Source organism: Stenotrophomonas sp. YJH_SMC_69, assembly GCF_059370495.1.
The window spans coordinates 100558-127180 of the sequence record NZ_JCAFTS010000003.1; the positions used below are offsets into that span (position 1 = coordinate 100558).

Sequence of the window (26623 nt, forward strand, 5' to 3'; positions counted from 1 at the left end):
GTGGCCGATGAGCGCGCCGCCGCGCCTGCGACTGCGAAGGATCCGCCGTCATTTCATTGCCGCCTGTGCGGTGGGCCTGGTCGGGCTTGCACTGCTGGTGGGCACGCTCAGCCAGCTGCTGCCGCTGGCCGAGCGTCATCCTGACAGGATCGCCGCCTGGCTGAGCGAGCGTGCCGGCCAGCCGGTGCGTTTCGACCAGCTGCAGACCGCCTGGACCCGTCGTGGCCCGCTGCTGCAGCTGAAAGGCCTGCGCATCGGCGCCGGGCAGGGCCTGGCGATCGGCGAGGCCGAGGTGCTGGTATCGATGTACAGCGGGCTGCTGCCCGGGCGCTCGCTGACCGAGCTGCGCCTGCGTGGCTTGGCGCTGGATCTGCAGCAGGGCGAGGACGGACGCTGGACGGTGCGCGGGCTGCCGCAATCGGACAACGGCGGCGATCCGCTGGATGCGCTGCGCCGGCTGGGCGAGCTGCAGGTGATCGGAGGGCGCCTGGGCGTGCACGCGCCGACGTTGGGCATCGACACCACGCTGCCGCGCATCGACCTGCGCATGCGGGTCAATGGCGATCGCCTGCGCGTGGGCGTACGCGCCTGGGCGCAGCCCGAAGCGCTGCCGCTGACCGCGGTGCTGGACGTGGACCGTGCGCGCGGCAACGGCGAGGCCTGGCTGGGCGCCGACCCGGTCGATTTCCACGCCTGGGCGCCCTTGCTGGCGGCTGGCGGCGTGCGCCTGCGCGAGGGCAAGGGCGAGTTGAACCTGTGGTTGACCCTGCGCGATTTCGCGCCGGTGGCGCTGACCACGGATTCGGACCTGCGCGACGTGCGCATTGATGGCGCACCGATACCCGGCATGGCGGCGCCGCAGCTGCAGCTGCAGCGACTGCAGGCCCGCCTGCGCTGGCAGCGCCAGGCCGAGGGCTGGGCGCTGCAGGTACCGCAGCTGCGGCTGAAGAATGAAGACGGCGAGCAGCGCCTCGATGGCCTGCAGCTGCAGGTCGGCAAACAGCTGCAGGTCCGTTCCGGTGAAGTGCAGGCCGGCATCGCACTGCGTGCGCTGGCCCTGAGTGATCGCCTTGAGCCGGGCCTGCGTCGCTGGCTGTTCCTGTCCAGGCCGCAGCTGGACGTGCGCGCGTTGCAGCTGTCGGGCGAACGCGATGGCCCCCTGTGGGCGCAGGGTGAACTGCAGTCGCTGGGTTTCGCCAGCGTGGGCAACTCGCCCGGCCTGCGCGGCCTGGGCGGGCGCTTTGAAGGCGACGCCGACGGCTTCAGCCTGCAGCTGCAACCGCAACGGCAGCTGCAGTTCGATTGGCCGACCGGCTTCGGCGTGCGCCATGACCTGCACCTGGCCGGACAGATCGTGGGCTGGCGCGACGAGGGCGGTGGTTGGCGGATCGGGACGCCGGCGATGCGTGTGGAAGGCACCGACTACGCGGCCGACGTGCGCGGCGGGGTCTGGTTCCAGGGCGACGGCACGCGGCCGTGGCTGCAGCTGGCCGCGAAGCTGGACGACGTGCCGATGACGGCGGCCAAGCGCTTCTGGATCCACTCCAAGATGAGCAAGGGCGCCACCGACTGGCTGGACATGGCGCTGGCTGGCGGCCAGGTGCGCAATGGCGTCGGCCTGGTCACCGGTGACCTGGACGACTGGCCGTTCGACAACAATGATGGCCGCTTCGAGGCCACCGGCCACATCACCAATGGCGACATCCGCTTCCAGCACGACTGGCCGCTGATGAGCCAGGTCGACGCCGACATCGCCTTCATCGGCCCTGGCTTCGACATGCGTGGACGGGGTGATCTTGCCGGCGTGGCGGTACAGAAATTCGAAGCGGGCATTCCGGACTTCGGGCACCAGCCGTTGTACGTACGTGCCGACGCGCCGAGCGAGGCCGGCAAGCTGCTGGCGATGCTGCGCCAGAGCCCGTTGCACAAGGATTACGGCGATACGCTGGACAATCTGGTCGCCAGTGGTCCGGCCCATGTGACCTTCGATCTGCTGCAGCCGCTGCATCAGGACGAGGGCGAGGGCCACCTGCAGGGCACGGTCGATCTGGCCGGCGTGAAGCTGGTCGACAAGCGCTTCCAGCTGACCTTTGACAACATGCACGGGCAGGCGCGCTACAGCAATGGCGGTTTCGGCGCCGAGGACCTGGCGGTGCGCCACCTCGGCCAGGAAGGACGGCTGAGCCTGCGTGCCGGAGGTTACGTGCATGACAGCACGCGCGCCTTCGAGTCGCAGCTGACCGCCCGCCTCGATGCCAGCGTGCTGATCGACCGTGCTCCGGAGATGGCCTGGCTCAAGCCTTACATCAACGGCAATTCGGCCTGGACCATCGGCGTCAACCTGCCCAAGGTGGCGCCCGGCGCGCCTGCGCCGCCGAGCGAGCTGCGACTGAGTTCGGACCTGGTCGGCACCCGGCTCGACCTGCCGGCGCCGCTGGACAAGCCGGCCGCCGAGCCGCTGGCGACCACGGTGGCCGCGCAGCTGCCGATGGGCGCCGGCCGCATCGATGTGGCGTTCGGCCAGCGCCTGGCCCTGGCCGCGCGCAGCCACAACAACCAGACCGGTGTGCAGGTCACGCTGGGCAGCGACCATGTCGACCGCGAGCCGCCGGCGAGCGGACTGACGGTCAATGGCCGCAGCCCGACCCTGGATGCGCTGGAGTGGATCAGCCTGGCGCGCGGTGGGAGTGACGACGACGCGATGCCGCTGCGCGCGGTCGACGTGCAGGTCGGCCAGCTCAAGCTGATCGGCGGAGTCTTCGAGCAGACCCGGCTGCAGCTGCACCCGGGCCCGCAGGCACTGGACGTGCGCCTGGACGGGCCGTCGCTGGCCGGCCGCCTGACCGTACCCAACGCCGACGGCGGCACCATCAGCGGCCAGCTTGACCGGGTGCACTGGCAGTCACTGCCGGCGGTACCGGGGGCGGCCGCCGCGCCGGCGCGGGTACAGGCCGGTGCCAATGACATGGACCCGGCCAAGCTGCCGCCGTTCGCGCTGGACATCGCCGACCTGAAGTTCGGCAAGGTGGTGCTGGGCCAGGCGGTGCTGCGCACGCGCCCACTGGCCAACGGCCTGAACGTGGACGCGTTGCGCTTCCGCGCGCCGGACCAGGAAATCGACATCACCGGCCGCTGGCTCGGCCGTACGGGCGGCGCCCGTACCGAACTGACCGCGCAGGTGCGCAGCGAGGACCTGGGCGGGCTGATGCAGAACCTTGATTACGGCGGCCAGCTGCGCGGCGGTTCCGGCCAGGCGCAGCTGCAGGCGGCCTGGAGCGGGGGGCCGTCGGACTTCCAGCTGGGCAACCTGCAGGGCAGCCTCGACCTGCATGCGCGCAATGGCCAGCTGCTGGAGCTGGAGCCGGGCGCCGGCCGCGTGCTGGGCCTGCTCAGCGTCGCGCAGCTGCCGCGGCGGCTGATGTTCGATTTCCGCGACTTCTTCTCCAAGGGCTTCGCGTTCAACCAGATCGAGGGCAGCATGCAGTTCGGTCAGGGCATGGCGCGCACCGACAAGGTGCTGATCGAAGGCCCGGCGGCCAACATCACCATCCGTGGCCAGGCCGACCTGCGCAACCAGCAGTTCGACCAGACCATCGACGTCAACCCGCGCGCGGGCAACCTGCTGACCGTGGTCGGTGCGGTGGCCGGCGGCCCGGTGGGGGCGGCGCTGGGCGCGGCCACCAATGCGGTATTGTCCAAGCCGCTGGGCGAGATTGGCGCCCGTACCTACAAGGTGACCGGTCCATGGAAGGAGCCGAAGGTGGAAGTGATCGAGCGCAGCCGCGACAAGACCCCATCACCGCCCGTGCCGGCACCTGCACCGGCCATTCCGCCGACCGTCACCGACCTGCCGCGCTCGCGCTGAGCACGGCTTCCTGTTCACGGGGCTTGCCTGAGCGCCCCCGCACCCCAGATCGAAACCATGACTGATATCGCCCTGACGCTTGCCCAAGACCGCCTGCTGCGCCCCGGCGGCCTGGATACCGCCGGCCTGGAGCGCACCTTCGGGCAACTGCTCGGCCCTGGTGTCGACTTCGGCGACCTTTATTTCCAGCACGCCCGCCGCGAGAGCTGGAGCGTGGAAGACGGCATCGTCAAGGACGGCGCCCATTCCATCGAGCAGGGCGTGGGCGTGCGGGCGATTTCCGGCGAGAAGACCGGCTTCGCCTACTCCGATGACATCCATGCCGATGCGCTGCTGGCGGCGGCGCAGTCGGCGCGCGCGATCTCGCGCGAGGGCGGTGCGCAGACCGGACGTTCGCTGCTGCGCGGCAATGCGCGCGCGCTGTACCCGGCGCTGGACCCGATCGACGGCATCGGCAACGAGGCCAAGGTCGAGGTGCTCAAGCGCCTGGATGGCTACCTGCGTGCCGCCGACCCGCGCGTGAAGCAGGTGATGGTGAGCCTGTCCGGCGGCGTCGATACGGTGCTGATCGCCCGCAGCGACGGCGTGCTGGCGGCCGACGTGCGCCCGCTGGTACGCCTGAACGTGCAGGTCATCGTCGAACACAACGGCCGTCGCGAGTCCGGCTACGCCGGTGGTGGTGGCCGTTATGGCTACGAAGCGCTGTTCGCCAGCGGCCGCCCCGAAGCCCTGGCCCAGGAAGCGCTGCGCCAGGCGCTGGTGAACCTGGACGCGGTGCCGGCGCCGGCCGGCATGATGCCGGTGGTGCTCGGCCCGGGTTGGCCGGGCGTGTTGCTGCACGAAGCGGTCGGCCACGGCCTGGAAGGCGACTTCAACCGCAAGGGCACCAGCGTCTACGCCGGCCGCATCGGCGAGCGCGTCGCCGCACCGGGGGTGACCATCGTCGACGACGGCACCCTCGACGGTCGCCGCGGTTCGTTGAACATCGACGACGAAGGCCACCCGAGCCAGTGCACCCCGCTGATCGAGGACGGCATCCTGGTCGGCTACATGCAGGACAGCCTCAACGCGCGGCTGATGGGCATGGCCCCGACCGGCAACGGGCGCCGCGAATCGTTCGCGCACCTGACCATGCCACGCATGACCAACACCTACATGCGCGCCGGCGAGCACGACCCGCAGGAGATGATCCGTTCGGTGAAGAAGGGCCTGTACGCGGTGAACTTCGGCGGTGGCCAGGTCGACATCACCAGCGGCAAGTACGTGTTCTCGGCCACCGAGGCCTACCTGATCGAGGATGGCCGCATCACCACCCCGGTGAAGGGCGCGACCCTGATCGGCAACGGCCCGGAGACCATGCAGAAGGTGCGCATGGTCGGCAACGATCTGGCCCTGGACGAGGGCGTGGGCATCTGCGGCAAGGACGGGCAGAGTGTGCCCGTGGGTGTCGGCCAGCCCTCGCTGTTGATCGAGGGCATCACCGTCGGCGGTACGCAGGCCTGAGCGTGGCGATGGCCGCGGCCACCGCCCGGGCCGGCGCGGACTCAGTCCTCGTCGGCCTCGTCGACCGGATCGCCGGCGTGTTCGTCGCCCGCCGTCTTCAAGCCCAGCGCCGCCGGCAGCATCAGCGTACGCAGCACCTGGAAGATCTCGCGGTAGGCGCGCGGCGGCTTGTTCTTCGCCTTTTCGGCCTGCGCGTTGCGTACCAGGGTGCGCAGCTGCTGGCGGTCGGCCTGCGGGTAGTCGTCAAGCAGGGCGGCCAGCGCCTTGTCACCGTCGGCCAACAGGCGGTCGCGCCAGTCTTCCACGCGGTGCATCATCGCCACTTCGCGGCGGCCAGTCTCGCTGTTGGCGTCCAGCGCATCGCGGATCGCGTCCAGCGTTGCCTCGTCCTCGCGGCGCATGTGCTTGGCCAGGAACGCCAGCTGGCGCTTGTGGGCGATGTGGGCGGTGATGCGCTTGCACTCGGCGATATGCGGCAGCAGGTCTTCCGGGATCGGCAGGCGCGCCAGCTGGGCCGGGGTCAACGACACCAGCTTCTCGCCCAGGGCCAGGACGTCGAGCGCGTCGCGCCGGTTCTGGCTGCGGCTCTTGTCGTGGAATTCACCGGTTTCTTCGTCGCGTCCGCGCATCGTCCCTACCTGATCTCAAAAAAAGTCGCCCGGCGTGATGCCGGGCCCAACCTGTACAGGATAAAGCATTGAACGTGATCGCCCCTGAAGTGGCCGTCGGCGACGACAGCCCGGCCCGGCTGGAACGGCTGGCCGACCTCTCCCAGCAGCTGCTCGACCGCGCCCGCGCGCTGGGCGCCAGCCAGGCCGAGGTCAGTTGCAGCGAGGACCGCGGACTGGAGGTCAATGTCCGCCTCGGTGAGGTCGAGACCGTGCAGTCCACGCGTGACCGCGGCATCGCCGTGACCGTCTATTTCGGCCGGCGCAAGGGCAGTGCCAGCACCGGTGACCTGAACGAGGCCAGCCTGGCCGCTACGGTCGAGCAGGCCTGCGCGATTGCCCGGCATACCGAGGATGACCCGGCTGCCGGCCTGGCCGAGGCCGCACTGATGGCCACCGACTTCCCGGAGCTGGACGGTTGGCACCCGTGGGCGCTGCAGGCCGATGAGGCGGTGGACCTGGCCCTGGCCTGCGAGGCGGCCGGTCGCGAGGCCGACGCGCAGATCCGCAATTCCGACGGCGCATCGGTGTCGAGCATGCAGAGCCTGTCGGTGTATGCCAATTCGCATGGTTTCTTTGGTCGTGAGCGCGGCACCCACCATTCGGTCGGCTGCGCGCTGATCGCCGGGCAGGGCGATGGCATGCAGCGCGATGGCTGGTACACCAGCGCGCTTGCCCGGGAGGACCTGGAAGACGTGGGCCTGGTCGGCCGTCGTGCCGCCGAGCGCACCGTGGCCCGCCTGCAGCCGCGTTCACTGGCTACTGGCAGCATGCCGGTGCTGTTCGCCCCGGAAGTGGCGCGCAGCCTGGTCGGCCACCTGCTGTCGGCGGTGTCCGGCGGCGCCTTGTACCGCCAGGCCAGCTTCCTGCTGGACAGCGTCGGCCAACGCCTGTTCCCGGAATGGATGCAGATCGACGAGCTGCCGCACCTGCGCCGTGGCCTGCGCTCGGCCGCCTTCGACGGCGACGGCGTGGCCACCCGTAGTTCGGCGCTGGTCCGAGACGGCGTACTGCAGCGCTACGTGCTGGGCAGCTATTCGGCGCGCAAGCTGGGCCTGCAGACCACCGCCAATGCTGGCGGCGTGCACAACCTGCAGCTGGCGGCCAATGCCGGCCCGCTGGAAGAGATCGCCCGGCAGATGGGTGACGGCCTGCTGGTGACCGAGCTGATGGGGCAGGGCGTGAACGGGGTGACCGGCGATTACTCACGAGGCGCGGGCGGCTTCTGTGTCGAGAACGGCGAGATCCAGTACCCGGTGGACGGCGTCACCATCGCCGGCAACCTGCGCGAGATGTTCAGCAGCATCGAGGCGGTCGGCAGCGACGTCGACACGCGCTCGCACATCCGGACCGGTTCGATCCTGCTGGGGCGGATGACCGTCGCCGGTAATGATTGATGGCATTGATGACGTAAGCTATGCGCGCCTGACGCAACCAGCTTGGTGCTGGTGGGTCAAGACCACCCAATGAAAAGGAGTTTTGTCGTGAGCGAATTCGATAACGTCCCGCCGCCGCCGGCAACCACCGATGCCCCGGCCGACCAGCGCACCATGGCGCTGGCTGCGCACCTGCTGGGCATCTTCACCTGGTTCATCGGCGCCCTGATCATCTGGCTGATCAACAAGGATGACGCCAGCAAGGCCTTCGTGACCGACCAGGCCAAGGAAGCGCTGAACTTCCAGATCACCGTGACCATCGCCATGGTCATCAGCATCATCCTGATGGTGGTGATCATCGGCGGCATCCTGGCGCCGATCGTGGGCATCATCAACCTGGTGTTCTGCATCATTGCCGCAGTCAAGGCCAACAACGGCGAAGCCTATCGCTACCCGTTCACCCTGCGCCTGATCAAGTAATACCGGCCGCATGCGCAAACAGGAACGCCCGGCATTGCCGGGCGTTCCTGTTTGAGGGCAGCGCCACCGGCGGCGATCAGTGATCGCGTTCCACCGCCAGCGTTGCCAGCGCGCGCAGCGCATCGGCCTCTTCGCCATGGCCGGCCAACGTGGCCTGCATGCGTGCGGCCAGTTCGCGCAGCTGCGCCTTCGCGCCGTCCATGCCGAGCAGCGCGGGGAAGGTGCTCTTGTCCTGCGCCTCGTCCTTGCCGGCGGTCTTGCCCAGCTGTTCGGAACTGGCTTCGACATCGAGGATGTCATCGCGGACCTGGAAGGCCAGGCCGAGTGCATCGGCGAAACTGTCGAGCTGGGCCAGCTGCGGCTCGTGGGCCTGGCCGCACAGCGCCCCCATGCGCACCGCTGCACGGATCAGCGCGCCGGTCTTCAGCGCATGCATGCGGGTCAGTGCCGCCAGGGTCTGCTGCTGGCCGGTGGCATCGATGTCCAGCGCCTGGCCACCGCACATGCCGGAGGCGCCGGACGCGTGAGCGAGGGTCTGCAGGCAGGCCACGCGCAGCGTGGCCGGCAGCGGCGCATCGGCCAGCAGGCCGAAGGCACGCGTCTGCAGGGCGTCGCCGGCCAGGATCGCGGTGGCTTCGTCGAAGGCGATGTGGGTGGTCGGCTTGCCGCGGCGCAGGGCGTCGTCGTCCATCGCCGGCAGGTCGTCATGCACCAGCGAATAGGCGTGGATCAGCTCGACAGCCATCGCCGCCGCGTCCAGCTGTTCCGGCTGCGCGCCGAACAGGTGGCCACTGGCATACACCAGCAGCGGGCGCATGCGTTTGCCACCGCCCAGCACCGAATAGCGCATGGCCTGGTGCAGGCGCTGCGGTGCTTCGGCGGGCGAGGGCAGGGCGGCATCGAGCTGGCTTTCGATACGGTCGCGCCAGCGCGCGAACAGGGCTTCAGCCGTCATGGTTGGGCGGATCGAAAGGCTCGGCCGTTTCCGGCTGGGCCGGATCGCTGAGCAGGCGCACGCGCAATTCGGCCTGCTCCAGCGCCTGCTGGCACTGACGGTACAGACCGACGCCGCGTTCGTAAGCACTGAGCGACGCTTCCAGGCTCAGCTCGCCGGTTTCCATCTGCTCCACCAGCTGCTCCAGCGATTCGAGCGACTGCTCGAACTGGGCGACCGGGGAGGCGTTTTCGGGGGACTTCTTGGCCATGCGGCAAGTGTGGACGGGCTGCGCGCGGGGGTCAATTCACCAGCCGCCGGGACGCCACTGCAGCTGCGCGTCGTGGGCCTGCAACCAGGCCTGCAGGGCAGCTGCGATGACCACGTCGGCGGCGGCAAGCAGCTGCGCTCCATCGAAGACCAGCGGCAGCTGGGCGCGTCGCCAGGGGGCAAGGTGTTCGCGTTGCAGGCAGTCCTTCAGCGCATGCGAATGCTGGCGACCGGGCAGCAGGATGCGTTCGCCGCCCACACGCGCACGGACCTGGAGCGGCCGTTCGAAGGCCTCGGCGCCGTGCAGGTGCAGCTGACCGCCATCGGGCAGCGCCAATGGCGCGCGTCCATCCCATCCGGCCTGCCAATCATGGGGAAGCGCCGGCAGTTGCGCGGGCAGGAGATAGGCGTGATCGCGCCATTGCTGGATGGCATGATCGTGCCAGCGCACCCGCGCCTGGCGATCGTTGCTGGCTGGTAGCAGCTCGTCCAGCGCCTGCTGCAGCACCGTGGCCGGCAGTGGGGCGGCCCCATGGCCGATCACCCAGGCACGCAGCACGCGCGCGGCGCGGCCCGGTGACACCTGGCGCAGCAGCTGCAGCGACAGCACACGCGGTGCCACCTCCAGATGCACGATCAGCTCGGCGTCCTCCTCGTCCAGCAGTTCGCGGGTCTGCCGGCAATGCAGGGCGCTGCCCGCCAATGCCGCGGCGGTGTGCAGCCAGCGCTGGCGCAGCAACGGCAGCACCTGCAGGCGCAGGAAATTGCGATCGGCGTGGTCGTCGGCGTTGCTGGGGTCTTCAACCCAGCGCAGCGCGTGCTGGTGCGCGTAATCGAGCAGCGCACGGCGCGGCACCGCCAGCAGCGGTCGCCACACACGGTGTTCGCCTACGCGGCTGTCTGCGGACATCGCGGCAAGACCATCGACGCCGGAGCCACGCAGGGCACGCAGCAGGAAGGTCTCGGCCTGGTCGTCCAGGTGCTGCGCCAGCGCCAGTGTTTCGCCGTCGCGCAGTTCGGCGGCGAACGCGGCGCGTCGCGCCTGCCGTGCTGCGCCTTCGAGGCCCAGGCCCGATGTGGGGTCGATCTGCACGCGATGCACGGCCAGTTCGATGCCCAGCGCTGCGCATTGCTGCTGGCAATGCAGCACCCAGTCGTCCGCATCGGGGTGCAGGCCATGGTGCACGTGCACCGCGCGCAGCGCCGTGCCGGAGGCCTTGGCGCTGCGCCACAGCCAGTGCAGCAGCACGGTCGAGTCGACACCGCCGCTGTAGCCCACCAGCAGTGGCGCATCCAGCGGAACGAGGGCAGGGAAGGCAGTCACGGCGGCAAGTATAGGGTTGCTCGGCAGGGCTGCGCCCTGCACCCGCTACGATCCAGAGCAACGGCAACGGCAACAGCAGAAGCTGGTTTCCTGAGGGGAGGCGGGGTGGGTCCGGTTGCGGGGGCCGCTGCAAGTACGTCCATGTAAGCTCGGTCGCCGCATCCATGCGGCTCACGCCCCCGCAACCGGACCCACCCCGCCTTCGACAGTTTCCTGCGAACTGTTGGACGTGCCGATGGGGTCAGATCCGTTTTCCTGCGGAAAACGGATCTGACCCCGATTTATTTCGATATCTGACAGATGTGTCGACCAAGGTCGACACCTACCAACAGCCGCCGGAAAACTGTCGAAGGCGGGGCACTGTGGGTTTGCGGGGTGTGAGCCGCATGGATGCGGCGACCAAGCCCCCAGGGACGGGTTTACGGCGTCCCCGCAAACCCACAGTGCCCCGCCATCCCACGGAACGCACGCTGTTGCTGTTGCTTCGGCCGTGGCCGTTGCTATTGCTCTGGCGTGTAGCAGGTGCAGGGCGCAGCCCTGCCGAAAAACCTACTTCACCCGACGGCCCGCGCGGTCGATGCGGAACCACTCTCCGCCTTCCATCGGCGTGTGGCCATCGGCATCCGGCGTGCCGCGCCGACAGCCGTTGCAGACCTCGGCCACGCCATCCTGGAACGGCCACCCGAAATCGTAGGTGCCGGGCACCACCTGGCGGAACGTCAGGTCGAAGTAGCCGACACGGTTGCCGACGCGGCCGCGCAGCAGGCCTTCCTGCGGTGTTTCCGGGCCGTTGTCCCAGGTCAGCACAGGCAGGCTGCGGCCCTTGCGGTCGACGTAGTGGAAGCCCTGGTCGGCATACACCACGGCCAGGCCGTGGTCGTCGTAGTTCAGGTCCTTCAGCGCATCGGCGCTGATCTTCGGCCGGTGATCGACCACCTCGCAGTTGGGCAGCGGCCACAACCCGTGTTCGTCGGTCAGCAGCTTGCAGGCCGGCGCCTGCGCCAGCGCGCTGGAACCGGCCAGTACGCCGAGCAGGACCAGCGACCGCGCGAAGCGGCCGCGGTCGAGGCGGGCCTGCCGCACGATCACTTGGCCTCGGCCTTGCGCTCGAAGGCCGTCGGTGCCGGCAGCTGCACCGGCACGCCCTTGTCATCGCAGGTGCCGGCCTGGCACAGGCGCTCGCGCAGGGCCGGGGTGGCCTGCACGATCATGTGGTAGATCGCGTTCTGTTCCAACGTGCCGCGGATCGCCTTGCTGCCCGGGCCACGCGCCCAGATGCCGACATCCTCACCACCGTGCGATTCGGACTTCATCGGCACCAGTGCTTCCTGCATGTAGTCCGGATGCTCGGTGTCGACCTCGCGCAGGTTCGGGCGGCCGTTGGCCGGTTCGAAGCTGCTCGGGTTGTGCGGGTAACGCTTCGGGCCGGCCGGCTGCTGGTTGCTGCTGCCGGTATGGCCCGGGCCGTTGGCATAGCTCAGTGTGGTGTACGGCTGGCCGGTGCCGTCCAGCGCGTAGTCCAGCTTGCCGGCACCATCTTCGCCTCCCTTGTCCTTCACCTTGCCCAGGATCGGATTGCCACGTGCCGGGTAGCCGACGAAGTTCAGCGTATGCGAGTGGTCGGCGGTGACGATGATCAGGGTGTCGTCGGCCGAGGTCAGTTCGTTGGCCACGCGCACCGCGTCGGACAGCGCCACGGTCTCGGTCAGTGCACGGTAGGCGTTGCCGCTGTGGTTGGCGTGGTCGATGCGCGCGCCTTCGATCATCAGCACGTAGCCTTCCTGGTGCCTGGCCAGATTCCTGATCGCTGCAGCCGTCAGTTCGGCCAGGCTCGGCTCACCGCCCGGATCCTGCGGGCGCTCGTATTCGTAGCGCATGTGGTCCGGTTCGAACAGGCCGAGGATGGCCGGCGCATTGGCGGCCGCCGCCAGCTGCTTGCTGTTCCACACGTAGGCACCCTGCGGGTGCGCCTGCTGCCATTCCTGCACCAGGCTGCGGCCATCCAGGCGCTGGCCGACCTTGTCGTCGTATTCCGGATCGCGCTCTTCCACGGTGGTGAATTCACCGCGACCGCCGCCGAGAGCGACCAGCGGGCCGCGCCCATAACGCGAGGTCGACAGCAGCTGCTGTGCGATGTCCTTGCAGCCTGCAGCCTTGGCCGCTTCAGTCAGGTCGGTGTCGTTTTCCCAGTTGCGCTCGGGCGAGTGCGCATAGGTGGCAGCAGGGGTGGCATGGGTCAGGCGCGCGGTGGACACCACACCGGTGGCCAGGCCGGCGCTGTCGGCCAGCTGCAGCCAGGTCAGCAGGCCCTTGGACAGGCTGTCGGCGCAGTCGGTGCGGCTGCCGGCGCTGACACCGATCGCGCCCATGTGGGTCTTCACGCCGGTGGTGATGGCGGTCATGGTGCCGGCCGAGTCCGGCGTCTGCGAATCGGTGTTGTAGGTCTTGCTGAACGCCGTGGCCGGGAAGCGCTCCCAGGACAGCAGGTTCTCCTCGCCCGAGCCACCCTTCTGCTGGCCTTCGTAGATGCGCGAGGCGGCCACGGTGGTCAGGCTCATGCCGTCGCCGAGGAACAGGATGACGTTCTTCGCCTTGCCGGACATCGCGCCGTTGGCGGCGGCCTGGGCGGCGCCACTGCGGTACCACCATTGCGGGGTCTCGCCGGCCGGATGGGCGACCGGGTCGACGGCGACCTTCAGGCCGGCCGGGGCAGAGGCGGGGGTGGTGCTGGCGCAGGCGCCCAGCAGCAGGGTGGTGGCGCAGGCGGCCAACAGGGAGACGGAACGGCGCATGGACGCTGGGATCTCACAAACTGTAACGGGACGTTCATTATGCCCGCCCCTGCAAGGCACGCCGATGACACACTGATTTGCCGGCCGGGCGGTCGTTCTGCGGGCCGCCTTGGGCTATCGTGCCAGCATCCCTTCCTTCCCCTCTGGATTGCCTATGAAGCTGGTCTCTGCCTGGCTGCGGATTCCATTCTGGCAGCGCGTGGTCGGTGGCTTCGTGCTCGGCGCGCTGGCCGGCTGGGCGCTTGGCCCGGCCGCGGAAACGTGGTTCGGCCCGCTCGGTGAGCTGTACGTCACCCTGATCAAGATGATCGCCGTGCCGCTGGTGTTCTTCGCGGTCATCAACGCGATCTCGTCGCTGCACGGGCAGAAGTCGGTCGCCGCGCTCAGTGGCCGCACCTTCCTGTGGTTCGTGATCACCGCGGCGCTGGCGGTATGCGTTGGGCTGGGCGTGGGGACCGTGCTGCAGCCCGGTGCCGGCGGGCTGCAGCTGACAATGGCCAGCAACTACGTGCCGCGCGAAGTGCCCAGTGTGGTGCAGGTGCTGCTGGACGTGGTGCCGGCCAATGTCTTCTACGCGCTGTCCGGCATCGGTACCAAGGTCAATGCGGCCGGTGAGACCGTGCTGGCGGCCGGTCGCGGCTCGATCCTGCCGGTGATCTTCTTCGCAGGCCTGGTGGGCTTTGCCATCGTCAAGCTGGGCGAGAAGGTGACCGAGGCGCGCAAGCTGGTCGGCCAGATGAGCGACATCATGATCCAGGTGACCCGCTTCGTGCTGGAAGTCACCCCGATCGGTACCTTCGGCCTGATCGCCGGCCTGGTCGGCAGTTATGGCTTCGAAAAGCTGCTGCCGCTGGGCCATTTCGTGCTGGCCCTGTACGTGGCCTGCGCCCTGCACATCGTGGTGGTCTACAGCGCGCTGCTGCTGGCGCACGGCCTGAACCCGCTGAAGTTCTTCCGCGGCGCGGCGCCGGGCATGCAGGTGGCCTTCGTCAGCTCGTCCAGCTTCGCCGCGATGCCGGTGGCGCTGCGTTCGATCACCCACAACCTGGGCGTGAACAAGGACTACGGTTCATTCGCGGTGCCGCTGGGCGCCAGCATCAAGATGGATGGCTGCGGCGCGATCTATCCGGCGCTGTGCGCGGTGTTCATCGCGCAGTACAGCGGTGTGCCGCTGACCCCGGAGCAGTACGTGGTGGTGCTGATCGCCTCGGTGCTGGGCAGCTTCGGTACGGCCGGCGTGCCGGGTACCGCGGTGATCATGGCCACGGTGGTGCTGAGCGCAGCCAACCTGCCGCTGGAGACCATCGGCTATCTGTATGCCATCGACCGCATCCTCGACATGATGCGCACGATGACGAATGTGACCGGCCAGATGCTGGTGCCGGTGATCGTGGCCAAGGAAACCGGGCTGCTGGACCAGGCGGTGTATGACAATCCGTCCAGCAATGTGGGCGTGGACGATCCTGACCCGACACCGCCACGCAGCTGAGGTTGCGTGGAGATGAAAGGCCCGCCCTGACCGGCGGGCCTTTCGTTTGGGAGATGGCTGACGCGCTGCCGACCGCGGTAGATCCACGCCATGCGTGGATGGAGGCGGTGCCGACCAAGGTCGGCAGCTACCCACCATTACGCGGGCCCAACAAAAAAGCCGCTGCAGGGCAGCGGCTTTCTCGTGTCAGACGGCGCCGTGACGCCTGCCGGTCAGAGGTCGACCCGGCGGGCCTGCATGAACTTGTTGCCCCAGTAGCCACTGAGCAGGGTGTCCACGCGGACGTCCTTGCCCGAGCTCGGCGCGTGCAGGAAACGGCCATCGCCGACGTAGATGCCGACGTGGTCGACGCGGCCCTTGCGGCCGAAGAACACCAGATCACCCGCGGCCAGCGCGGTGCGGTCGTTGATCAGTTCGGCATTGTCATCGTGGGCCATCTCGCGCGAGACGCGCGGAAGTTCGATGCCCAGGGCCGAACGGAACACATAACCGACCAGGCCGCTGCAGTCGAAACCGCTGTCCGGGTTGCTGCCACCCCAACGGTACGGGGTGCCCAGCAGGGTCATCGCGCGGCGCAGCAGCGACTGCACCTTGCCGTTGTCGGCGGCGGTGCCGACGACGCTGCCATTGGCGGCGCTGCTGGTGTCGTAGTTGGCGAGCAGGCGGCTGAGGTCGCCGGCCACCACGGCCGAGCGGTCCATCAGCGGAATGGTGTCGTTGGCGGCCAGGTGCGGCAACAGGGCGGCCAGCGTGGCACTGGCGGCGGCATCGACGCGGCTGCGCTGCGGAGCGGCAGCCTCGGCCTTGGCGGCCGGTCGGGCGGTGCTCTCGGCCACCGGGGCCGGGGTCACATCGGAACGGTTCGGAGCAGTCTGCGACCAGGCCGGAAGGCTGGTCAGACACAGTGCCAGGCCAAGCAACAGCGGGCGGGCACTACGTGAAGATACGGAAGTCTGGCCTTCGCTTTTCAGGTCGTCAGTCGTCACGCGTCGGTCACAGGAAAAAAACGATGGGGCATCATGCCCTGTAAAAGCGCGGATAAGTTAAAAATTCCGTTAGTAATTCGTTAGTTGCGCGGTGATGTTCGTCACAGTTTTGAATATATCGCCTGTTCATTTTAGCGAAGGACGCGTTTCGCCCCTGTGTAGTGGTCCTTCCAGTAGGGACCGCTGAGCGAGTCCAGGCGCACGGTGCCGCCGGTGCTCGGCGCATGCACGAAACGCCCTTCACCTACATAAATACCGACGTGGGTGACGCTGCCGCGGCTGCCGAAGAACACCAGGTCGCCGGTGGCCAGGCGCTGCGGGTCGATCTTCGGGCCCTGCACCGCCGCCAGGTCGCGGGAGGTGCGCGGCAGCCGCAGGTCCAGCATCTCGCGATAGACATAAGCGACCAGGCCGCTGCAGTCGAAGCCCGAATCCGGGGTGTTGCCGCCATAGCGGTAGGGCGTGCCGACCAGGCTGATGGCGCGCATCAGCACCGAGTTGGCAGCCTCGGGGTTGTCCGGCACGGTCTTTGGCCAGTTCGCCGTGGGCGGGGGCGGGGCCGGGCGGGTGGCCTTGCCACCGCCACAGGCGGTCATCAACAGGGGCAGGGCCAGCAGCAGGGCCGGGGCGAGAAACCGGCGCTGGCCGGACGAAACTGGCGTGATGTGCATGATCTCCGGATAATGCGCCACCTTGGATTGGCCGTCATGATGGCGGCGTCCCCGCCGGGCGACAACCCGCCCCAACCCGCCTGCCTCCGGCAGATCCAGACAGAGTTGCGCATGAAGATCGAAAAAGACCGCGTTGTCCGCTTCCACTACACCGTTTCCGAAGTCGGCCAGGAGCCGATCGAATCGTCCAAGGACCGCGGCGAGCCGCTGGCGATCCTGATCGGTCACGGCAACATCATCCCGGGCCTGGAAAACGCCATGATGGACAAGGAAGCCGGCGCGACCTTCAACGTCGACGTCAAGGCGGCCGATGCCTACGGCGAGCGTCGTGAGGGCCTGTCCCAGCGCGTGCCGAAGAAGCACTTCGGCAATACCAAGCTGGCGCCGGGCCAGCAGGTCGTGCTGCAGACCAACTTCGGCCCGCGTGCGGTGACCGTGCAGAAGGTCGGCATGAGCGTCGTCGACGTTGACCTGAACCACCCGATGGCTGGCAAGGACCTGCACTTCGACGTCGAAATCGTCGACGTGCGCGAAGCCGGCAAGGAAGAGCTGGACCACGGCCACGTCCACGGCGACGGCGGTCACCAGCACTGATCGCAGCGCGATCGTGATGGCAGCAATGGCCCGCTTCGGCGGGCCGTTGCGTTTCTGGAACACGCCGCGGCCATCCATGGTGCACGGGCCGGCGGCATAATGGCGGACCTGCCTGACGGACGCCCCGTGAACGCCGCTTCTCCTTCCCTGCAGCCGGTGGCTTCCGGCGAACGCATCGCCGTGCTGGACGTGCTGCGTGGTGCTGCGCTGCTGGGCATCCTGCTGATGAACATCGAGGCTTTCAGCGGCCCGCTGGACCTGGCCTTCACCGGCATTGACGTGCACTGGCGGGGCATCGATTACTGGGCCGACGCCTTCGTCTATGTGTTCGTGCAGGGCAAGTTCTTCACCCTGTTCTCGCTGCTGTTCGGTGCCGGCTTTGCGGTGATGGCACAACGCGCCGAGGTGGCCGGGCGCGACTTCACCCCGTTCTACCTGCGCCGCAGCGCCGGCCTGCTGCTGATCGGCCTGTGCCATGCACTGCTGGTCTGGTCCGGCGACATCCTGGTGATGTATGCGCTGGTCTCGTTGCCGTTGCTGGCCTGCCGCGAGGCGCCGCGCAGCTGGCTGCCGTGGATGGGCGTGATCGTCTACCTCGGCGGTGTGGCGATGATGCTGCTGGTGGGTGCGATGGTGTCGATGGCGTCGGCCGAAGAGGTGCAGGGCATGCTTGCCGAGGCGCAGCAGAGCATCGACCTGCAGCGGCAGGTGTACGGGCAGGGCAGCTGGGCGCAGGCCACTGTGCAGCGCCTGAGCGAGTTCGGCACCTCGATGGGCGCGTTGCTGATCAGCGGCCCGGAAGTGCTGGGCATGTTCCTGCTCGGCAGCTGGTTCGCCGGCAGTGGCGCGCTGGCGACGCCGGAGCGCTTCCCGCGGCTGTACGCGTCGCTGCGCTGGATCGCACTGCCGCTGGGGCTGCTGGTCACGCTGCTGGGGGTTGCCTGGAAACCCTACCTTGCACCCGGCGCCTACAACCTGCCGGTGACCGCGGCGATGGCCCTGGTCACGGTTGGCGGGCTGCCGATGTGCCTGGGCTACCTGGCGTGGATCGTGCACTGGCGCACGCGGCTGGCGTGGCTGGCGCCGGTGGGGCGCATGGCGTTGACCCACTATCTTGGCCAGTCGCTGCTGTGTACCTGGACCTTCTACCACTACGGCCTGGGCAGGTTCGAGATGATGCCGCGCAGCGTGCAGCTGCTGTTCGCGCTGCTGTTGTTTGCCGTGCAGGTGGCTGTTTCGCACGCGTGGCTGGCGCGCTTCCGCTTTGGTCCGATGGAATGGCTGTGGCGTGCAATGACCTACCGGCAGTGGCCACCGATGCGGCGCAGGACGAAGCAGGGGTGAGCGATGAGCGCGCACGCGCTGTGCCGATCGGCCGCGCGCCCGCGCATCCTCACGTCTGGCCTGCAGCGGGGCATGGCATGCTCGGCGTCAGCATGAGCGCCGGCATCGGCCAGCGGATCGCCGATCTCGTCTGCGGCCACACGCCAGCGATCGATCCTGCCCCTTACCGACCCGAGCGATTCCGATGAGCACTGCATCCTATGATTACGACCTGATCGTCCTTGGCGGCGGCTCCGCCGGCCTGGCCGGTGCGATCCGCGCCGCGCAGCATGGCAAGCGTGTGGCAATGCTGGAACCCGGCGAACTGGGCGGAACCTGTGTCAATGTCGGCTGCGTGCCGAAGAAGGCGATGTGGCTGGCGGCCGACCTGCACGAGCGCATCGGCCTGGCCAATGCGATGGGCTTCGATGTCGAGGCACGCCCGGCGCTGTCGTGGAAGGAACTGGTGATCCATCGCCAGGCCTACATCAGCAACATCCACACCAGCTACCACAAGCGCCTGGACGAAACCGGCGTGGTGCGCATTCCGGCACGTGGCCATCTGCTTGATGCGCACACCGTGGCCTGCAGTGATGGCGTGCACTACAGCGCCGAACACATCCTGATCGCCACTGGCGCGCATCCACTGCGTCCGGATATTCCCGGCGCGGAGCTGGGCCTGGTCTCCGACGATTTCTTCGACCTGCGTGCGGCGCCGGCCGAGGTGGCGATCATCGGTGGTGGTTACATCGCGGTGGAGCTGGCTGGCCTGCTGCAGGCGCTCGGCAGCCGCGTGAGCCTGCTGGTGCGCGGCAAGCGCCTGCTGGAGCGCTTCGATTACGAGCTGACCGATCAGCTGGCCGAGAACCTGAAACAGCAGGGCGTGCGGATCCATTTCGACTATCGCCTGCGCGAACTGCAGCGCGATGGCGAGCGCGTGCGGGCGTTCGGCCATGACGGCCCGATCGACAGTGTGTTCGATGCGGTGTTCTTCGCTGCCGGCCGCCGCGGCAACAGCCGTGGCCTGGGTCTGGAAGCGCTCGGCATCGACATCGGCGAGCACGAGCAGGTGCAGGTGGACGAGTGGCAGACCACCCGCGTGCCGAGCGTGCACGCGGTCGGTGACATCGCCGGCAAGGTCGGCCTGACCCCGGTGGCGGTGGCCGCTTCGCGGCGGCTGATGGACCGCCTGTTCGGGGGGCGCCCGCAGTCCAAAATGGATTACGAGAACGTGGCCAGCGTGGTTTTCTCGCATCCGCCGCTGGGCGCGGTGGGCATGAGCGAGGAAGAAGCGCGCCGGCGTTTCGACCAGGTGAGCGTCTACCACAGCCGCTTCCGCCCGATGCTGCAGGCGCTGGCCAATGGTACCCAGCGCAGCCTGTTCAAGATGGTCTGTGCCGGCCCGGAAGAACGCGTGGTAGGCATCCACCTGCTGGGCGAAGCGGCCGACGAGATCCTGCAGGGCTTTGCGGTGGCGGTGAAGATGGGCGCGACCAAGGCCCAGTTCGACGACACCGTGGCGATCCACCCGACCTCGGCCGAAGAAGTGGTGCTGATGCGCTGAGCCGGGCCGTTGTGGGGCCGAGCCCTGCTCGGCAGCCTTTCGCACCGGCCTGGCGACGCCGAGCGCAGGCTCGGCTCTACAGGGCAGCGGGCGCCCCCATGCGACAATGAGCGTCCCCCACGCCTTACCGGGCCGCTCTGCGCGGCCCGCCGTCGTCCTGATGTCCACTCCCGCTTCCCGCATCGCCACTGCTTCCCCACGCATTGCGCTGGGCGGCATCGGCCTGGCCGCGACCGGCGCCATCGCCGCGTCGGGCAAGGCGATCATCGTCAAGCTCGGCCTGCGCCACGGCGTCGATGCCACCACGCTGCTCGCCCTGCGCATGCTGATGGCGCTGCCCCTGTTCGTACTGATGGCACTGTGGGCCGCGCGCCGGGCCGAGCCGTTGTCCTGGGCCGACCGTGCCCGCGTGCTGTGGCTGGGTTTCACCGGCTACTACCTGTCCAGCCTGCTCGACTTCCAGGGACTGCAGTACATCAGCGTGACCCTGGAGCGGCTGATCCTGTACTTGAACCCGACCCTGGTACTGCTGATCAACGTGCTGCTGGCGCGCCAGCGGCCGGGCCGCTGGCAGATCGGTGCGCTGGTGCTGAGCTACCTCGGCGTGCTGCTGGCCTTCGGCCACGATCTGCAGCGCGAGGGTGGGCAGATCATCGTCGGCAGCCTGCTGGTGCTGGGCAGTGCCCTCAGCTATGCGCTGTACCTGTTCGGCAGTGGGCAGGTGGTCGCGCGCATCGGTGCGGTGCGGCTGACCGCCTATGCCAGCTGCGTGGCCAGCGTGCTGGTGCTGCTGCATTTCGCGGTGACCCATCCGCTGCCGCTGCTGTGGCAGGCACCGGCGCCGGTGCAGTGGCTGTCGTTGGTCAATGCCACCGTGTGCACGGTGCTGCCGGTGCTGGCGATCATGCTGGCGGTGCAGCGCGTGGGTTCGTCGCTGGCCGCGCAGGTCGGTATGCTGGGCCCTGTTTCCACCATCGTGATGAGCCTATGGCTGCTCGACGAACCGATGGGGCCGGCACAGATCGCCGGCACCGTGCTGGTGCTGATCGGCGTTCTGCTGGTGACCCGCCTGCGGCGCTGACGCCGGAGCAGGCGCGTGCGCGCATCCTGGCGGTGATCCGCGCAATCCCGGCGGGGCAGGTGATGGGCTACGGCCAGGTGGCGATGCGCGCGGGCCTGCCCGGGCGTGCACGCCTGACCGCACGCATCCTGGGCCAGAACGACGACCCGGACCTGCCCTGGCACCGCGTGCTGCGCTCGGACGGGCGCATTGCCATGGAAGAAGGGTCGGCCGGCTGGCGCGAGCAGTCACAACGGTTGCGCGCCGAGGGTGTGCGGGTGGAGAACGGCCGGGTGCGGATGCCGGCGACCGATCCGGCGGCGGCGCTGGACGCAGCGGTGTGGGGCCCGGGCTGAGCACCGCTGGCGACTGAACAGGCCGGACCTGCGGGTCGCCAACAAGACACGATGCTGCGGCTATGATGGAGGCCGTTCCATGCCGGTGCTCCCATGTTCCCGCGACTGCCAACCGTCACCAAGGCCCTGCTGATCGCCAACGCGATCCTGTTCCTGCTGCAGCAGCCGTTCCTGCTCGGCATGCAGACCTTCGAGCCGTTCATGCTGCAACCGTTGCAGCAGGGCTTCGACGCGTTCTCGCCGGGTGGCAACTTCCAGCCTTGGCAGCTGCTGACCTACGGTTTCCTGCATGGCAGCTTCGGCCATCTGTTCTTCAACATGCTGGCGGTCTTCATGTTCGGCGCGCCGCTGGAGCAGACCTGGGGCGAGAAGCGCTTCCTGCTGTACTACCTGGTGTGCGTGGCCGGTGCCGGTGTCTGCCAGCTGCTGGTGGGTACGCTGCTGGAAAACCCTGCCACGGTGCTGGGCGCCTCCGGCGGCGTGTTCGGCCTGCTGCTGGCCTACGGCATGCTGTTCCCGAACCAGCGGGTGATGCTGCTGTTCCCGCCGATCCCGATGAAGGCGCGCACTTTCGTGATCCTGTTCGGTGTGGGCGAGCTGGTGCTGGGCATGACCGGCTGGCAGCCGGGCGTGGCCCACTTCGCGCACCTCGGCGGCATGCTGTTCGGCTGGTTGCTGATCCGCTACTGGCGCGGGCAGCCGCCGTTCAGGCGCCGCCCGCCCGGCCCACCGAAGCGCCCGAACCATCTGCGCAGCGTCAAATGATCCGAAGGATCATTTGACGCTGCAGGTGCCGACCGTTGGTCGGCACGCCTTCTCCCACGCGGGCAGGTGCCAACCCTGGCTGGCACGCTTTGAATGGGATCATTTGACGCTGCAGGTGCCGACCGTTGGTCGGCACGCCTCTACAGATCCTGCAACACCACCTGCGCCGCGTTGTGCCCCGGTGCACCGGTGACGCCGCCGCCGGGGTGTGTGCCCGAACCGCACAGGTACAGCCCGGGCAGGGCGCCACGATAGCCGGCCTGGCCGACCATCGGCCGTGCCGAGAACAGCTGGTTGGCGCTCAGTGCGCCGTGGAAGATGTCGCCGCCGACCAGGCCGAAGGTGCGTTCCAGATCCAGCGGCGACAGCACCTGCCGACCGAGCACGCTGGCGGTGAAGCCGGGCGCATGCTGTTCGACGGTGGCGATCATCAGGTCGGCCACGGTCTCCCGGTGATCGTCCCAATGGCGGCCTTCAGGCAACACCGGCGCCACATGCTGGCAGAACAGGCTGGCCACGTGCTGCCCGGGCGGCGCCAGCGAATCGTCCAGCGTGCTCGGAATCAGCATTTCCACGATCGGTTCGCGCGCCCAACCGTCGCGGCGCGCATCCAGCCAGGCGCGGTCCATGTAATCCAGGCTGGGTGCCATGATGATGCCGGCGCTGAGGTGATCGCCGGGCCCGGGCAGGGCGCGGAACTCCGGCAGCCGCGACAGCGCCACGTTCATCCGGAACGTGCCGGAACCGCAGCGCCAGTTCGCCATGCGTTCGCGTGTCGCGTTGGGTACCTGTGCCGGTTCCAGCAATTGTTCGTACAGCAGTTTCGGATTGACATTGGCGACCACCGTGCGTGCGCGCAGGATCTCGCCGTTGGCCAGTTCGACGCCCACCGCGCGGCCCTGTTCGATTCGCACGCGCTGCACGCCGGCCTCCACGCGCAGTTCCGCCCCGGCCTCGCGTGCCGAGGCTGCAATCGCCTGGCTGATCGCGCCCATGCCGCCGATCGCATGGCCCCACGCACCCTTCACGCCATTGCACTGGCCGAATACGTGGTGCAGCAGTACGTAGGCACTGCCCGGTGTATAGGGGCTTGCGTAGTTGCCGACGATGCCATCGAAGCCGAACAGCGCCTTGATCGGTTCGCTTTCGAACCAGCGATCCAGATACTCGGCTGCCGACAGCGTGAACAGGTCCAGCAGCTCCTGCCGTAGCGAGGCATCCAGCGTGGCCAGTTCACGACCAAGACGACCCATCTGCCACAGCGCAGGCAACGCGCGCCAACCACCCGCAACGCCGGCATCCGGTGGCGCGCGCAGGGCCCACGCGCGCAGCACATCGGCGAAGATCTCCAGGCGCGCTTCGTATTCGGGTAGCCGCTGCGCATCCCGCTCGGAGAACTTCGCGACCTCTGCCTGGGTGCGGCCCGGTGCCGACAGCAGGTAACGACCATCCTCCATCGGCAGGAAGTTGTTGACCGGGCGATTGATGATGCGCAGCCCATGCGCATGCAGTTGCAGGTCGTCGATCACCTTGGGCTGCAGCAGGGACACCGTGTACGACGCCACCGAGTTGCGGAAGCCGGGATGGAATTCCTCGGTGACTGCAGCACCGCCGAGAACGCCACGACGTTCCAGCACCAGCACCTTCTTTCCAGCGCGCGCCAGATAGGCCGCGCAGACCAGGCCGTTGTGGCCGCCACCAACGACGATCGCATCCCAGGACATCAACACCTCGCAAAAAGGGGACGGAGGGGATTAAGTCGCAATCTGCATCTGCACACGGGGCATGGGGAGAAACGACTTAATCCCCTCCGTCCCCTTTTTTGATTGCCGCTTCGATGGTGGCGATGTCGATCTTCTTCATCGGCATCATCGCGTTGAAGGCGCGCTTGGCCAATGCCTTGTCCTTGCTGGTCACGGCTTCGATCAACATGCGCGGGCTGATCTGCCAGGAGATGCCCCAGCGATCCTTGCACCAGCCGCATTGGCTCTCCTGTCCGCCATTGCCGACGATCGCATCCCAGAGGCGGTCGGTCTCGGCCTGGTCGTCGGTCTGGATCTGGAACGAGAACGCTTCGCTGTGCTTGAACGCAGGTCCGCCGTTGAGGCCGACGCAGGGAATGCCGCAGACCGTGAACTCGACCGTCAGCACGTTGCCTTCCTTGCCATCCGGAAAGTCGCCGGGGGCGCGATGCACGGCGATCACCGCGCTGTCGGGCAGGATGCTGGCGTAGAAGGTGGCGGCCTCGAGCGCGCCGTTGTCGTACCAGAGGCAGATCGTGTTCTTGTGTGCCATGTCGGGGCTCCGCGATGGACGAAGCCGCAGCGATAGCACGCGCGGTGTTAACCCGGGATCGTGCTGCACCCGCAAAAAAGGGCGCCCGAAGGCGCCCCCTGTACTACGGGTAGTGCGCGTGGCTCAGCGCCAGACCTTGATCTGGTCGGCTTCGCTGCGCTGCATCGGCTGGCCGGCCTTGCAGCTGAAGGTGGCACCGAATGCCGGCAGGTTGGCCAGCGTGCCGTTGCTGCGCCACAGGCCCGGCGCGCGGATGTCGGCGGTCAGGCGGCGCACGGCCTCGTTCGGCGACAGCTGCTGTGCCCACAACGCCGACCAGGCGCGGAAGAAGCCCTGCTGCTGTGCCGGCTTGGCCTTCGGCTCCTGCGCGGTATAGGCCGCCCAGGCCAGTTCCAGACCGGCGATGTCGGCCAGGTTCTCTTCCTGGGTGAGCGTGCCGTTGACCTTGGCACCCTTCACGCCCGGGAAATCGTAGGCGCTGTACTGCGCGGCCACGCGGTTGCCAAGCAGGGTCCAGGCGGTCTTGTCGGCCGGGGTCCACCAGCTGCGCAGTTCGCCCTTGGCGTCGACCAGTGCACCCTTGGCGTCGATCGCACGGGTCAGCTCATGGCCGACCAGGCCACCGAAGCTGCCGAACTTGTCGGCGGCGTCGGCCTTGGCATTGAACACCGGGCCCTGCAGGATCGCCGCGGTAACGATCAGGCGGTTCTGTGCCAGGTCGTAGGCCAGCGACGGCTGCTGCGGCAGCACGTCCCAGCGGCGGTCGGCGTTGCCCTTGCCGATGCGCTTCATTTCCTCGCGGTGGCGCCAGGTCGACGCGATCAGCATGTTGCCGCCGAACGAACCGCGGCCCATCGGCTGCACGCTGTAGTCGAGGTCGCGCAACGGGGTGCCGATCTCGATCTTCAGCGCAGCCAGCTTGGCCTGCGCTTCGGTCTTGGCTTCGGCGCTCATCCAGCTGTTGTTCTTGACCGCCTCGATCTGCACTTCGCGCAGCTTGTCGACGATCCACGCCGCCTGGCGACGGTCTTCGGCCGACAGGTAACGGGCCGCATATTCGCGGCCGACCATCGGGCCGGCGGCCACGTTGATCGCCTCCAGCACGTCTTCCCAACGCTGCGGCGGCAGCGTTTCGCCACGCAGCACGCGGCCACGGAATTCAAACTCCGCGTCGCGGTAGGCCTTGGACAGGTACGGTGCCATCGAGTCGCCCACGCGCCAGCGCAGGTAGGCCTTCCACTGGTCCGGCTTGAGCTTGGTGACCATGCCATCGAGCTGCTTGAACAGGCCCGGGTCGGCCAGCGAGACCAGGTCGTCGTCCACGCCCTGTGCCTTCAGGAACGCGTCCAGCTGCAGGTTGCGGTAACGGCTGTTGAGCTCCTTGGTGGAGATCGGCGCGTAGTTGTTGAACGGGTTGTTGATGCCGGCCAGCGATTGCGCATTGCGCGCCAGCTCGGTCTCCAGCGCGATCACCGACTGCGATTCGGCATCGAGCCTGGCCGCCGGGGTGCCGGTCAGCGCCAGGATCTGCTTGACGTAGTTGCGGTAGCGCCCCATCAGCGCCACGGTATCGGCGTCGGTGCGGGTATAGAACGCCGGGTCCGGCAGGCCCATGCCGCCCTGCATGAAGTAACCGATGTGGCGGTCCAGTGCCTTCAGGTCGACGTCCGGGCCGAAGTTGAAGGCCACCGGGATGCCCACCTGGTGCAGCGCGGCGATCGAGGCCGGCACATCCTTGGCCTTCTTGATGGCGTTGATGCGGGTCAGCAGCGGCGCGATCGGGTTGGAGCCGTCCGCTTCCACGGCGGCTTCGTCCAGGCCGCTGGCCCAGAAGTCGCCCAGCAGCTTCTGCACGTTGCCCTGCGGCGACTTCATCGCGGCGTCGAGCAGTTCACGCTGCTGCTGGCGGCTGCGCTCGACCAGCTGGCCGAGCGCGGTGGTGGCACCGGTCTGCGGCACCGGGTTGGCCTTCAGCCAGCCTGCGTTGGTGGCATCGTAGAAGTCGCTGCACTGGGCGCTGACGGCCGGGGCGCGCGCGGCCTTCTTCTTGGCGGCGAACGCATCGTGGGTCGGGACCAGGGTCGCCAGGCTGATGCCCAGGGCGATGGCAAGCGGACGGAAATTGGGCATGTGGAACGAATCCGTGATGGATTGAGGGCGCGCGCACTATAGCAAGCCGTGCATGGGCGCGGCATGCACGCGTCACGGTGGCGCCGCCGGGCCGTGCGCCGACCAGGGTCGGCATCTACCAACGGCCTGGGCCATGCGTGGATGACGGGCGCTGTGAAAAACAAAGGCCCGGGATTCC

General features: G+C 68.2%; 22 protein-coding genes and 1 pseudogene. 12 read left to right on the forward strand and 11 right to left on the reverse strand.

Going from position 1 to position 26623, the window contains the following annotated elements:
• Positions 1-7: 7 nt before the first annotated feature.
• Positions 8-3865 carry a YhdP family protein gene (locus AC5P8F_RS06045; protein ID WP_495227738.1) on the forward strand — a complete coding sequence of 1286 codons (3858 nt, stop codon included), beginning with the start codon at positions 8-10 and terminating at the stop codon, positions 3863-3865.
• 57 nt (positions 3866-3922) lie between these two features.
• Positions 3923-5368, forward strand: a complete 1446-nt coding sequence (gene tldD, locus AC5P8F_RS06050) for a metalloprotease TldD (RefSeq protein WP_014647936.1) — start codon at positions 3923-3925, stop codon at positions 5366-5368.
• 41 nt (positions 5369-5409) lie between these two features.
• On the opposite strand, the gene yjgA is transcribed toward tldD, so the two are convergent.
• Complete coding sequence (gene yjgA / locus AC5P8F_RS06055) at positions 5410-5997, reverse strand: ribosome biogenesis factor YjgA (RefSeq protein ID WP_014647935.1); 588 nt, start codon at positions 5995-5997, stop codon at positions 5410-5412.
• Between the two features lie 68 nt (positions 5998-6065).
• Between yjgA and pmbA the strand changes: the two genes are divergently transcribed.
• Together pmbA and AC5P8F_RS06065 are read left to right on the forward strand one after the other, a co-directional pair.
• A complete protein-coding gene (gene pmbA, locus AC5P8F_RS06060) occupies positions 6066-7433 on the forward strand; it encodes a metalloprotease PmbA (protein WP_495227740.1) in 1368 nt (455 codons plus the stop codon).
• Between the two features lie 87 nt (positions 7434-7520).
• Positions 7521-7892: a DUF4870 domain-containing protein gene (locus tag AC5P8F_RS06065; protein ID WP_014647933.1), complete on the forward strand. Its 372-nt coding sequence runs from the start codon at positions 7521-7523 to the stop codon at positions 7890-7892.
• Positions 7893-7968: 76 nt separating this feature from the next.
• Here AC5P8F_RS06065 and AC5P8F_RS06070 read toward each other — a convergent pair whose 3' ends face one another.
• The 5 genes from AC5P8F_RS06070 to AC5P8F_RS06090 all read right to left on the reverse strand — a co-directional run bounded on the left by AC5P8F_RS06070 (position 7969) and on the right by AC5P8F_RS06090 (position 13212).
• Positions 7969-8847, reverse strand: a complete 879-nt coding sequence (locus AC5P8F_RS06070; protein ID WP_014647932.1) for a polyprenyl synthetase family protein — start codon at positions 8845-8847, stop codon at positions 7969-7971.
• Complete coding sequence (locus tag AC5P8F_RS06075; RefSeq protein WP_014647931.1) at positions 8837-9097, reverse strand: exodeoxyribonuclease VII small subunit; 261 nt, start codon at positions 9095-9097, stop codon at positions 8837-8839. Before AC5P8F_RS06075 ends, AC5P8F_RS06070 begins: the two co-directional genes overlap by 11 nt.
• A gap of 36 nt (positions 9098-9133) precedes the next feature.
• Positions 9134-10420 carry a tRNA lysidine(34) synthetase TilS gene (tilS, locus tag AC5P8F_RS06080; protein WP_495227742.1) on the reverse strand — a complete coding sequence of 429 codons (1287 nt, stop codon included), beginning with the start codon at positions 10418-10420 and terminating at the stop codon, positions 9134-9136.
• Positions 10421-10969: 549 nt separating this feature from the next.
• Positions 10970-11509 (reverse strand): WG repeat-containing protein, encoded by a 540-nt coding sequence (locus AC5P8F_RS06085; protein ID WP_032960809.1) that lies wholly within the window; start codon positions 11507-11509, stop codon positions 10970-10972.
• A complete protein-coding gene (locus tag AC5P8F_RS06090) occupies positions 11506-13212 on the reverse strand; it encodes an alkaline phosphatase (protein ID WP_014647928.1) in 1707 nt (568 codons plus the stop codon). The genes AC5P8F_RS06085 and AC5P8F_RS06090 overlap by 4 nt, the downstream gene beginning before the upstream one ends.
• A 154-nt stretch (positions 13213-13366) precedes the next feature.
• Between AC5P8F_RS06090 and AC5P8F_RS06095 the strand changes: the two genes are divergently transcribed.
• A complete protein-coding gene (locus AC5P8F_RS06095) occupies positions 13367-14701 on the forward strand; it encodes a dicarboxylate/amino acid:cation symporter (RefSeq protein ID WP_014647927.1) in 1335 nt (444 codons plus the stop codon).
• 212 nt (positions 14702-14913) lie between these two features.
• Here AC5P8F_RS06095 and AC5P8F_RS06100 read toward each other — a convergent pair whose 3' ends face one another.
• Entirely contained in the window at positions 14914-15687 is a 774-nt protein-coding gene (locus tag AC5P8F_RS06100) for a C40 family peptidase (protein WP_005414115.1), read from the reverse strand.
• 131 nt (positions 15688-15818) lie between these two features.
• Positions 15819-16358: a C40 family peptidase gene (locus AC5P8F_RS06105; RefSeq protein ID WP_026347086.1), complete on the reverse strand. Its 540-nt coding sequence runs from the start codon at positions 16356-16358 to the stop codon at positions 15819-15821.
• Positions 16359-16469: 111 nt separating this feature from the next.
• Between AC5P8F_RS06105 and AC5P8F_RS06110 the strand changes: the two genes are divergently transcribed.
• The 7 genes and pseudogenes from AC5P8F_RS06110 to AC5P8F_RS06140 all read left to right on the forward strand — a co-directional run bounded on the left by AC5P8F_RS06110 (position 16470) and on the right by AC5P8F_RS06140 (position 22020).
• Positions 16470-16952 carry an FKBP-type peptidyl-prolyl cis-trans isomerase gene (locus AC5P8F_RS06110; protein ID WP_014647924.1) on the forward strand — a complete coding sequence of 161 codons (483 nt, stop codon included), beginning with the start codon at positions 16470-16472 and terminating at the stop codon, positions 16950-16952.
• A gap of 99 nt (positions 16953-17051) precedes the next feature.
• Positions 17052-18296, forward strand: coding sequence for a DUF418 domain-containing protein (locus tag AC5P8F_RS06115; RefSeq protein ID WP_041863671.1), 1245 nt, complete (start codon positions 17052-17054; stop codon positions 18294-18296).
• A gap of 26 nt (positions 18297-18322) precedes the next feature.
• Positions 18323-18484, forward strand: a pseudogene (locus AC5P8F_RS06120) (amino acid dehydrogenase); the annotation flags it as partial.
• Positions 18481-19839 (forward strand): glutathione-disulfide reductase, encoded by a 1359-nt coding sequence (gene gorA / locus AC5P8F_RS06125; protein ID WP_014647922.1) that lies wholly within the window; start codon positions 18481-18483, stop codon positions 19837-19839. The pseudogene AC5P8F_RS06120 and the gene gorA, both read left to right, overlap by 4 nt.
• Before the next feature lie 160 nt (positions 19840-19999).
• Positions 20000-20920 (forward strand): DMT family transporter, encoded by a 921-nt coding sequence (locus AC5P8F_RS06130; protein ID WP_075075895.1) that lies wholly within the window; start codon positions 20000-20002, stop codon positions 20918-20920.
• The gene (locus AC5P8F_RS06135) at positions 20827-21255 is read left to right on the forward strand and encodes an MGMT family protein (RefSeq protein WP_401750863.1); all 429 of its coding nucleotides are present in this window, start codon (positions 20827-20829) and stop codon (positions 21253-21255) included. The genes AC5P8F_RS06130 and AC5P8F_RS06135 overlap by 94 nt, the downstream gene beginning before the upstream one ends.
• Before the next feature lie 93 nt (positions 21256-21348).
• On the forward strand, positions 21349-22020 hold the full coding sequence (locus AC5P8F_RS06140) for a rhomboid family intramembrane serine protease (protein WP_126411223.1): 672 nt from the start codon (positions 21349-21351) through the stop codon (positions 22018-22020).
• A gap of 140 nt (positions 22021-22160) precedes the next feature.
• On the opposite strand, the gene AC5P8F_RS06145 is transcribed toward AC5P8F_RS06140, so the two are convergent.
• From AC5P8F_RS06145 to AC5P8F_RS06155, 3 genes are all read right to left on the reverse strand, one after another.
• A complete protein-coding gene (locus tag AC5P8F_RS06145) occupies positions 22161-23744 on the reverse strand; it encodes a phytoene desaturase family protein (RefSeq protein ID WP_288496721.1) in 1584 nt (527 codons plus the stop codon).
• 76 nt (positions 23745-23820) lie between these two features.
• Positions 23821-24315, reverse strand: coding sequence for a VOC family protein (locus AC5P8F_RS06150; RefSeq protein WP_445978787.1), 495 nt, complete (start codon positions 24313-24315; stop codon positions 23821-23823).
• 123 nt (positions 24316-24438) lie between these two features.
• Positions 24439-26445 (reverse strand): M13 family metallopeptidase, encoded by a 2007-nt coding sequence (locus AC5P8F_RS06155; RefSeq protein ID WP_069116157.1) that lies wholly within the window; start codon positions 26443-26445, stop codon positions 24439-24441.
• Positions 26446-26623: the final 178 nt, after the last annotated feature.

Bases quoted from the DNA above. Each gene is read 5' to 3' on its own strand.
- AC5P8F_RS06045 (WP_495227738.1), top strand. From the start codon at position 8: ATGAGCGCGCCGCCGCGCCTGCGACTGCGAAGGATCCGCCGTCATTTC.
- tldD (WP_014647936.1), top strand. From the start codon at position 3,923: ATGACTGATATCGCCCTGACGCTTGCCCAAGACCGCCTGCTGCGCCCC.
- yjgA (WP_014647935.1), bottom strand. From the start codon at position 5,997: ATGCGCGGACGCGACGAAGAAACCGGTGAATTCCACGACAAGAGCCGC.
- AC5P8F_RS06070 (WP_014647932.1), bottom strand. From the start codon at position 8,847: ATGACGGCTGAAGCCCTGTTCGCGCGCTGGCGCGACCGTATCGAAAGC.
- AC5P8F_RS06075 (WP_014647931.1), bottom strand. From the start codon at position 9,097: ATGGCCAAGAAGTCCCCCGAAAACGCCTCCCCGGTCGCCCAGTTCGAG.
- AC5P8F_RS06090 (WP_014647928.1), bottom strand. From the start codon at position 13,212: ATGCGCCGTTCCGTCTCCCTGTTGGCCGCCTGCGCCACCACCCTGCTG.
- AC5P8F_RS06095 (WP_014647927.1), top strand. From the start codon at position 13,367: ATGAAGCTGGTCTCTGCCTGGCTGCGGATTCCATTCTGGCAGCGCGTG.
- AC5P8F_RS06105 (WP_026347086.1), bottom strand. From the start codon at position 16,358: ATGCACATCACGCCAGTTTCGTCCGGCCAGCGCCGGTTTCTCGCCCCG.
- AC5P8F_RS06110 (WP_014647924.1), top strand. From the start codon at position 16,470: ATGAAGATCGAAAAAGACCGCGTTGTCCGCTTCCACTACACCGTTTCC.
- AC5P8F_RS06115 (WP_041863671.1), top strand. From the start codon at position 17,052: ATGGCGGACCTGCCTGACGGACGCCCCGTGAACGCCGCTTCTCCTTCC.
- gorA (WP_014647922.1), top strand. From the start codon at position 18,481: ATGAGCACTGCATCCTATGATTACGACCTGATCGTCCTTGGCGGCGGC.
- AC5P8F_RS06130 (WP_075075895.1), top strand. From the start codon at position 20,000: ATGTCCACTCCCGCTTCCCGCATCGCCACTGCTTCCCCACGCATTGCG.
- AC5P8F_RS06135 (WP_401750863.1), top strand. From the start codon at position 20,827: ATGGCTGCTCGACGAACCGATGGGGCCGGCACAGATCGCCGGCACCGT.
- AC5P8F_RS06140 (WP_126411223.1), top strand. From the start codon at position 21,349: ATGTTCCCGCGACTGCCAACCGTCACCAAGGCCCTGCTGATCGCCAAC.
- AC5P8F_RS06145 (WP_288496721.1), bottom strand. From the start codon at position 23,744: ATGTCCTGGGATGCGATCGTCGTTGGTGGCGGCCACAACGGCCTGGTC.
- AC5P8F_RS06150 (WP_445978787.1), bottom strand. From the start codon at position 24,315: ATGGCACACAAGAACACGATCTGCCTCTGGTACGACAACGGCGCGCTC.
- AC5P8F_RS06155 (WP_069116157.1), bottom strand. From the start codon at position 26,445: ATGCCCAATTTCCGTCCGCTTGCCATCGCCCTGGGCATCAGCCTGGCG.